General features: G+C 74.1%; 6 protein-coding genes. 2 read left to right on the plus strand and 4 right to left on the minus strand.

Features of this window, described 5'->3' with window-relative positions:
* Positions 1 to 9: 9 nt before the first annotated feature.
* The gene (locus tag H305_RS0141815; protein ID WP_028805691.1) at positions 10 to 1,416 is read left to right on the plus strand and encodes an NAD(P)/FAD-dependent oxidoreductase; all 1,407 of its coding nucleotides are present in this window, start codon (positions 10 to 12) and stop codon (positions 1,414 to 1,416) included.
* Between the two features lie 40 nt (positions 1,417 to 1,456).
* Here the strand turns inward: H305_RS0141815 and H305_RS0141820 are convergent, their stop codons facing one another.
* The 3 genes from H305_RS0141820 to H305_RS0141830 form a co-directional block, all read right to left on the minus strand.
* Positions 1,457 to 2,965, minus strand: a complete 1,509-nt coding sequence (locus tag H305_RS0141820) for an MFS transporter (protein WP_028805692.1) — start codon at positions 2,963 to 2,965, stop codon at positions 1,457 to 1,459.
* A gap of 53 nt (positions 2,966 to 3,018) precedes the next feature.
* A complete protein-coding gene (locus H305_RS0141825; RefSeq protein ID WP_028805693.1) occupies positions 3,019 to 3,999 on the minus strand; it encodes a zinc-binding dehydrogenase in 981 nt (326 codons plus the stop codon).
* A gap of 69 nt (positions 4,000 to 4,068) precedes the next feature.
* Positions 4,069 to 5,235, minus strand: coding sequence for an FAD-dependent oxidoreductase (locus tag H305_RS0141830; RefSeq protein ID WP_028805694.1), 1,167 nt, complete (start codon positions 5,233 to 5,235; stop codon positions 4,069 to 4,071).
* A 149-nt stretch (positions 5,236 to 5,384) separates the two neighbouring features.
* On the opposite strand from H305_RS0141830, the gene H305_RS0141835 reads away from it, so the two are divergent.
* Positions 5,385 to 6,113 carry a pentapeptide repeat-containing protein gene (locus H305_RS0141835; protein ID WP_078629522.1) on the plus strand — a complete coding sequence of 243 codons (729 nt, stop codon included), beginning with the start codon at positions 5,385 to 5,387 and terminating at the stop codon, positions 6,111 to 6,113.
* A 93-nt stretch (positions 6,114 to 6,206) separates the two neighbouring features.
* Here H305_RS0141835 and H305_RS0141840 read toward each other — a convergent pair whose 3' ends face one another.
* Positions 6,207 to 6,707 (minus strand): hypothetical protein, encoded by a 501-nt coding sequence (locus H305_RS0141840; protein WP_028805696.1) that lies wholly within the window; start codon positions 6,705 to 6,707, stop codon positions 6,207 to 6,209.
* Positions 6,708 to 7,246 lie beyond the last annotated feature (539 nt).

Here is a 7,246-nt window from a genome sequence, read left to right on the forward strand (position 1 = left end):
GTCCCGGCCATGAGCAGCGCAGTCAGCGGTGTCGTCAACGGCGGCATCTCCTTCTGGTACGCGGACGACGGTATCCCCGTGACGCGGGAGCCCCTCCCCGGCGACGCGACCGCCGACGTCGTCATCGTCGGCGGCGGATACACCGGCCTGTGGACCGCGTACTACCTGAAGAAGGCGGCGCCCTTCCTCCGCGTCACCGTGCTGGAGCAGAAGTTCTGCGGGTACGGGGCCTCGGGGCGCAACGGCGGCTGGCTCTACAACGGCATCGCGGGCCGCGACCGGTACGCGAAGCTGCACGGTCACGAGGCGGCCGTACGTCTCCAGCGGGCGATGAACGACACCGTCGCCGAGGTGGTGCGCGTCGCCTCGGAGGAGGGCATCGACGCCGACATCCACCAGGGCGGCGTCCTCGAGGTGGCCTACGCGCCCGCCCAGCTGGCACGGCTGAAGGCCTTCCACGAGCACGAGCTGTCGTACGGCGAGAAGGACCGCGAACTGTACGGCGCCCGGGAGACCGCCGCGCGGGTGCGGGTCGCGGACGCGGTCGGCTCGACATGGACCCCGCACGGGGCCCGGCTGCACCCGGTGAAGCTGGTGAAGGGGCTCGCGGCGGCCGTCGAGGACCTCGGGGTCACCATCCACGAGCAGACACCCGTGACGGAGATCCGGCCGGGGCACGCGGTGACGCCGTACGGGACCGTCCGCGCGCCGTACGTGCTGCGCTGCACGGAGGGCTTCACCGCGAGCCTCAGGGGCCAGAAGCGCACCTGGCTGCCCATGAACTCCTCGATGATCGCGACGGAGCGCCTGGCGCCGGAGCAGTGGGAGGCCATCGGCTGGGAGGGCCGCGAGACGCTCGGCGACATGGCGCACGCGTACATGTACGCGCAGCGCACCGCCGACGACCGCATCGCGCTGGGCGGGCGTGGGGTCCCGTACCGATTCGGTTCGCGCACCGACAACGACGGGCGCACCCAGCCGGCGACGGTCGAGGCCCTGCGCGAGATCCTCGTGCGCTTCTTCCCGACGCTGGCGGGCGTGCGGGTGGAGCACGCCTGGTCGGGGGTGCTCGGCGTGCCCCGCGACTGGTGCGCCACCGTGACCCTGGACCGCTCCACGGGCCTCGGCTGGGCCGGCGGCTACGTCGGCTCCGGGGTCGCCACCACCAACCTCGCCGCGCGCACCCTGCGTGACCTGGTCCAGCAGGACTCGGGCCGGTCGGGCGCGACCGACCTGACCGGGCTGCCGTGGGTCGGCCACAAGGTCCGAAAGTGGGAGCCGGAGCCGCTGCGCTGGATCGGTGTGCACGGGCTGTACGCGACGTACCGCACGGCGGACCGCCGCGAACTGACCACGCACAGCGCGCGGTCGTCGCGTCTGGCGCAGGTGGCGGACCGGGTGGCCGGGCGGCACTGACCGGCCGGAGCCGGGACGCGGGCGCCCCGCCGGGGTGCCGTCACCCCACCGATTCCGGCACCCGCGCGTTCGAGGGGAGGCGTGCGGGGGGCTTCGTGGTGACCATGAGGCCCGCGACGAGCCCGGCCAGGAGCATGACGCCGACGGCCCACCAGATGGCGACGGTGTAGCCGTGCACGATGCCCTCCCGTACGACCAGCTGCCTGTGTGCGGCATCGCCGAGGTGGGCGGCGACGAACGCCGTGCCGCTGGTGGTGGCGATGGTGTTCAGCAGTGCGGTGCCGATCGAACCGCCGACCTGCTGAGAGGTGTTGACGGTCGCGGAGGTCACGCCGGAGTCCCGCGGGGCCACCCCGGCGGTCGCGGTGGCGAAGACCGGCATGAAGACCAGGCCCATGCCGAGGCCCATCAGGATCAGTCCGGGCAGCAGCCGGCTCGCGTACGCGGAGTCGACCGTGATGCGGGTGAGGACGAACATGCCGCCGGCCGCGAGGACCGTGCCGGGGACCATCAGTACGCGGGGTGCCACACGGGGCAGCAGCCGGGCCGATATCTGCGTCGAGCCGATGACGATCGCGATCGTCAGGGGCAGGAAGGCCAGGCCCGTCCGCACGGGCGAGTAGCCCAGGACGACCTGGAGGTAGTAGGTCAGGAACAGGAACATGCCGAACATGCCGATGACGGCGAGGGTCATCGTCAGGAAGCAGCCGGCGCGGTCGCGGTCCTTGACGATGTGCAGCGGCAGAAGCGGGCCGGGGGCCCTTGTCTGCCGGCGGACGAAGCCGGCCAGCAGCACGACGGCGAGCGCGAACAGCGACAGCACCAGCGGGTCCGTCCAGCCGCGCGGTTCCGCCTCGCTGAAGCCGTAGACGAGGGAGACCAGCCCGCCGCAGCCCAGCACCGCGCCGAGGACGTCGAGCCGGGCGCCCTTCTGTGCCGGACTGTCGCGCAGCAGCGCGTACGCGCCGAGGACCGCGGCGACGGCGATCGGGACGTTCACGTACAGGCACCAGCGCCAGTTCAGGTACTCGGTCAGCAGGCCGCCCGCGATGAAGCCGATCGCCGAGCCCGAACCCGCCAGCGCGCCGTAGATGCCGAAGGCTTTCCCGCGTTCCCTCGGGTCGGTGAACGTGATGGTCAGCAGGCTGAGCGCCGAGGGGGCCAGCACGGCGGCGAAGGCGCCCTGGAGCGCGCGGGCGCCGAAGAGCATGCCGGGGCCGGTGGCGGCGCCGCCCAGCGCGGACGCGGCGGCGAAGCCGATGAGCCCGATGACGAAGGTGCGTCTGCGGCCGGCCAGGTCCGCGATCCGGCCGCCGAGCAGCAGCAGACCGCCGAAGGCCAGGGTGTACGCCGTGATGACCCACTGCCTGTTGCCGTCGGACAGGCCGAGGTCGTGCTGTGCGGAGGGGAGCGCGATGTTCACGATGGTGGCGTCCAGCACCACCATCAGCTGTGCGAGGGCGATGATCACCAGGCCCCACCAGCGGTGGGGGTCGGTGCCCGGGGCACCTGTGGGAGCGGCGGATTCACCTGTTCGGGTGCGGCTCACTTGCCCAGAAGACCATGGATGGGTAGGGGTCGCATCTCCGGTCCGGTGCCGGATCACGGCTCCAGCACCACCTTCCCGGTCGTACCCCGGGACTCCAGGGCCCGGTGCGCGGCGGCCGCCTCGGCGAGCGGGAAGCGGGTGACGGCCGGGGCGAGGCGGCCCGCGGCGGCTTCGGCGAGGGCGCGCAGTTCCAGGGTGCGTACGGGGCTGGGACCACCCGCCTTCCGCAGCATCGCCGGACCGAGGACCTGCTCGGAGACGCCGTCGACGAGATACGCGGAGCCGTCCTTGATGCCTTCGCCGGACCAGCCGAAGACGATGTGCCGGCCGCCCGGGCCGAGGAGGGCGACGGCGGCGCGGGCGACGTCGCCGCCGACCCCGTCGAAGACGACCGTCGCCGTGCGGGTGCCGAGGAAATCACGCACGTGCCCGGGCCAGGCGGCGTCCGTGTAGTCGACGGCCAGGTCGGCGCCGTTCGCACGGACCCGGGCCACCTTCTCGGGCCCGCCCGCGAGGCCGATCACGGTGGCTCCCGCATGCCGCGCGTACTGCACGAGGAGGGTGCCGATGCCGCCTGCCGCCGCGGGCACGACGGCCACGGAACCCGGGCCGAGGTCGGTGAACTGCACGATCCCCATGGCCGTGCGGCCCGTTCCGATCATGGCGACGGCCTGGGCGAAGTCCAGGTTCTGCGGGATCTCGTGGAGGCGGTCGGCGTCCGTGACGGCGAGCTCCGCGTAGCCGCCGGGTGCGAAGCCGAGGTGGGCGACGACGCGCCTGCCCAGCCAGAGCGCGGCGACGCCCTCGCCGACGGATTCGACGGTGCCCGCGACCTCGCGGCCCGGGATCGTCGGCAGTGGGGTGGGCTCGGGGGCAGGGCCCTGAGCACCTTCGCGCAGGGCCGTGTCGAGGAGGTGGACGCCCGCCGCGGCGACGGCGACGCGGACCTGGCCGGGGCCCGGCTCGGGGTCCTCGGCCTTCTCGTAGGTGAGGTTCTCTGCCGGACCGAAGGCGTGCAGGCGGACGGCGTGCATGGTGGGCTCCTCCCGGGCGCCTGGTCGTCGGGCGCCCCGCGTGTTCCTGTCGCACGCCAGCCTTCGACCTCAAGCATGCTTGAGGTCAAGGCGCTGCCGGATCCGCAGGGCGAGAGCCACGGCTTCGAGGGCGCTGTTGAAGGACACCTCCGACAGCACCCCGGGGGCCGCGACCTGGTCGCCCGCCAGGTACACGCCGTCGCCGCGGTCGATCCGCGGCCGGTCGCGCCAGCTGGTCCCGGGCAGATCCACCGCGCCGGTCCGGCCGTTCGCCACGGCCTCGCGCCGCCACACGAGCCGCTCGCGCCAGCCGTCGAAGGCGAGGTCGAGCAGGTGCTCGGCACGGGCCACGCCGTCGGACCTGGACTCGTGCGGTGCGATGGGGATCTGCCCCTGGATCAGCTGCTCCCCGGCCGGGGCGAGAGTGCGGTCCTGCGCGGTGAACCGCTCGATCCAGCCGGGCGTGTCCAGGTCGGAGACCGCGAACGCGTCGCCGCGGCGGGTGCGCAGGGCCAGGTCGACGAGCGCGGTACGACCGCCGGTCCAGGTCAGCGACGGGTCGCCGAGCAGACGCCGCGCCGAGTCGAGGGAGGTGGCGACGACGACCGGACCACGGTTCACGGGGACCTCGTCCACGCGGGACAGTGTCTCCATGCGCACACCGAGGTTCCACGCCCGCGCCGCCATCCGGTCGATGACGCTCGCCCAGCCGCCGCGCGGGTAGTGCGCCTCCGGGGGCAGTCTCATGGCGCGGCGCAGCCGTTCCTGCACGAAAGCGGCGGACAGCGCTCCGGGATCGTGGTGGAAGAGGGCAACGGCGGAGTAGTTCGCGGCGGCCCGCGCGCCCTCCTCGCCCGCCTCCGCCGTGGCCCAGGTCATGAAGTCGACGTCCACGGGTGCCTGCCGGGAGGCGCGGCGCAGCAGTTTGAGCATCGCGAAGGGCGGGGTGCGCCGCAGGGCGCCCCTGTGGTGCAGCCGCAGCCGCGCCGCCTCCAGGGGCGGGATCGGCGCGAGCGGCCCGATCAGGTCGCGCTGCTTGAGCCAGGTCCAGTGCGGGCCGCCGCTGTAGAGGGCGTGCGGCCCCTCGTTGGTCCGGTACGGTCCCTCGGCGGTGCGGGCCCGGCCGCCGAGCGTGTGATGCGCCTCGTGCACGGTGACCTCGGCGCCCGCCTCGGCGGCGGTGATGGCCGCGGTGAGTCCGGCGAAGCCACCGCCGATGACGGTGATGTGATGCATGACTGGGGTCTCCCTCGCGTCGTCGTCCGCTGTCGGCTGTCCGGTGCTCCTCTTCTGCGCATACGACCGATCGAGCACCCCGGAATGTGACATAGGTGGTGACTTCGCAGGTCAGGGCGATTGTCAGTGGCGCCGTGCAGGATGGGGCCATGGCGAGGACAGCGACGGGCGGCAAGGGCGGGACACGGGGGGCCGGCGGGGGCGCCGGGGGCGGTGTGAAGGCGGCGCGGCGGCCGGAGGTCCGGCTTCCCCCGCTGGAGCCGTTCGGCGGCGGGGAGTTGGAGCCCGACGGGGACTACGACGGGCTGGAGTTCCTCCAGGCGGACTTCGCCGGCCAGGACGGCGGGGGTGCCCGTTTCATGGACTGCGCGCTGACGGGCTGCGCTCTGGACGAGACCCGGCTGCACCACGCGCGCGTGCTGGACTCGGTCCTGACCGGCGCCCGGGGTGTGGGCACGGATCTCGCCGAGTCGACGCTGCGCGACGTCGAGTTGGTGGACGCCCGCCTGGGCGGGGTGCAGCTGCACGGCGCCGTCCTGGAGCGGGTCCTGGTCCGCGGCGGCAAGATCGACTATCTGAATCTGCGCACGGCGCGCCTCAAGGACGTCGTCTTCCACGGCTGCGTGCTGCTCGAGCCGGACTTCGGGGGCGCCCGCCTGGAGCGGGTGGAGTTCGTGGACTGCGTCCTGAAGGGGGCGGACCTCACGGGGGCGACCCTCGTGGACGTGGACCTGCGCGCGGCTGCCGAGCTGGACATCGCGCGGGGCGTGGACCGGCTGTCGGGCGCGGTGGTCAGCCCGACCCAACTGCTGGATCTGGCACCGGTCCTGGCGTCCGAGATGGGTATCCGGGTGGACGGCGGGGCGGTGGAGGGCTGAGGGACTCGGAGCGGTGGGGGCGGGGGAGCGACGCGGTGGTGAGCCGCGCCGGTGCCCGGTCGGCGCCGGGCGCGGGCTCCCGGGGGCTCCGGGCTACGAGACGCGGGGAAAGCGGGCCTGGAGCGTCCAGATCGCCGGGTTCTCGGCGAGGTCGTCGTGCAGGTCGGTGAGGTCGGCGATCAGATCGTGCAGGAAGTCGCGGGCCTCGCGGCGGAGTTCGGAGTGCGAGAAGGTCAGCGGCTCCTCCTCGCCCGGCATCCAGTCGGCCTCGATGTCCACCCAGCCGAAGCGGCGCTCGAAGAGCATGCGGTCGCTCGACTCGGTGAAGTCCAGTTCGGCCTGCTGGGGGCGGGAGGCCCGGCTGCCGAGCGGGTCCCGGTCGAGCTGCTCCACGATGTCGCACAACGCCCACGCGAAGTCCAGGACCGGCACCCAGCCCCAGGCCGTCGACAACTCCCGGTCGGCCTTGGTGTCGGCGAGGTAGACGTCTCCGCAGAAGAGGTCGTGCCGCAGCGCGCGCACGTCCGCGCCCCGGTAGTCGGTCTGCGGGGGGTCGGGGAAGCGGTTGGAGAGGGCGTAGCCGATGTCGAGCACGTAGCTGATGGTGTCACGCCGCCGAGGCGGCCGACGGGCGACGGTCGCGCACCGCGGGGCCACCAGGCGGGTCCGCTCCCGCCGACGGCCCGGGCCGCGGCGGGCGGGGCCGGCACCAGCTGGGTCCCGCAGCGGGCGGGGCCGCATAGGGCGGAGGCCCGCGGCGGGCGGGCCGTCGGGTGCCGGGTGCCGTCCGGCGGGGACGGAAAGCCCTGACTGGGCCGGGGCCCGCACGCGGCCGGATCGGCGTTCGGCGGGGACCGGCGGTCGGGTGCGTCCCGCTGGACCGCCGCCGGGTGGGTGAGCCGGGCCGGGCCCGCCCTCGGTTGCCGCCGGGACCGGCCACCCCACCGGAGCCGAGGCCGGGCAAGGCGGGGCCTGTCGCCGGAGCCGAGGCCGGTCAGGGCGCGGCTCGGGGGCTGGGATCGAGGCTGGCCAGCGCGCGGCCTGTCGTCAGGACCGAGGTCGGCGTGGGCGTGGCCTGTCGTCAGGACCGAGGCCAGGGCGGTGCCCGCCATCGGGGCCGAGGTCGGCGAGGG

The organism is Streptomyces sp. 142MFCol3.1, assembly GCF_000424945.1.
GTDB classification, from domain to species: domain Bacteria; phylum Actinomycetota; class Actinomycetes; order Streptomycetales; family Streptomycetaceae; genus Streptomyces; species Streptomyces siamensis.

Bases quoted from the DNA above. Each gene is read 5' to 3' on its own strand.
- H305_RS0141835 (WP_078629522.1), top strand. From the start codon at position 5,385: ATGGCGAGGACAGCGACGGGCGGCAAGGGCGGGACACGGGGGGCCGGC.
- H305_RS0141815 (WP_028805691.1), top strand. From the start codon at position 10: ATGAGCAGCGCAGTCAGCGGTGTCGTCAACGGCGGCATCTCCTTCTGG.
- H305_RS0141825 (WP_028805693.1), bottom strand. From the start codon at position 3,999: ATGCACGCCGTCCGCCTGCACGCCTTCGGTCCGGCAGAGAACCTCACC.
- H305_RS0141830 (WP_028805694.1), bottom strand. From the start codon at position 5,235: ATGCATCACATCACCGTCATCGGCGGTGGCTTCGCCGGACTCACCGCG.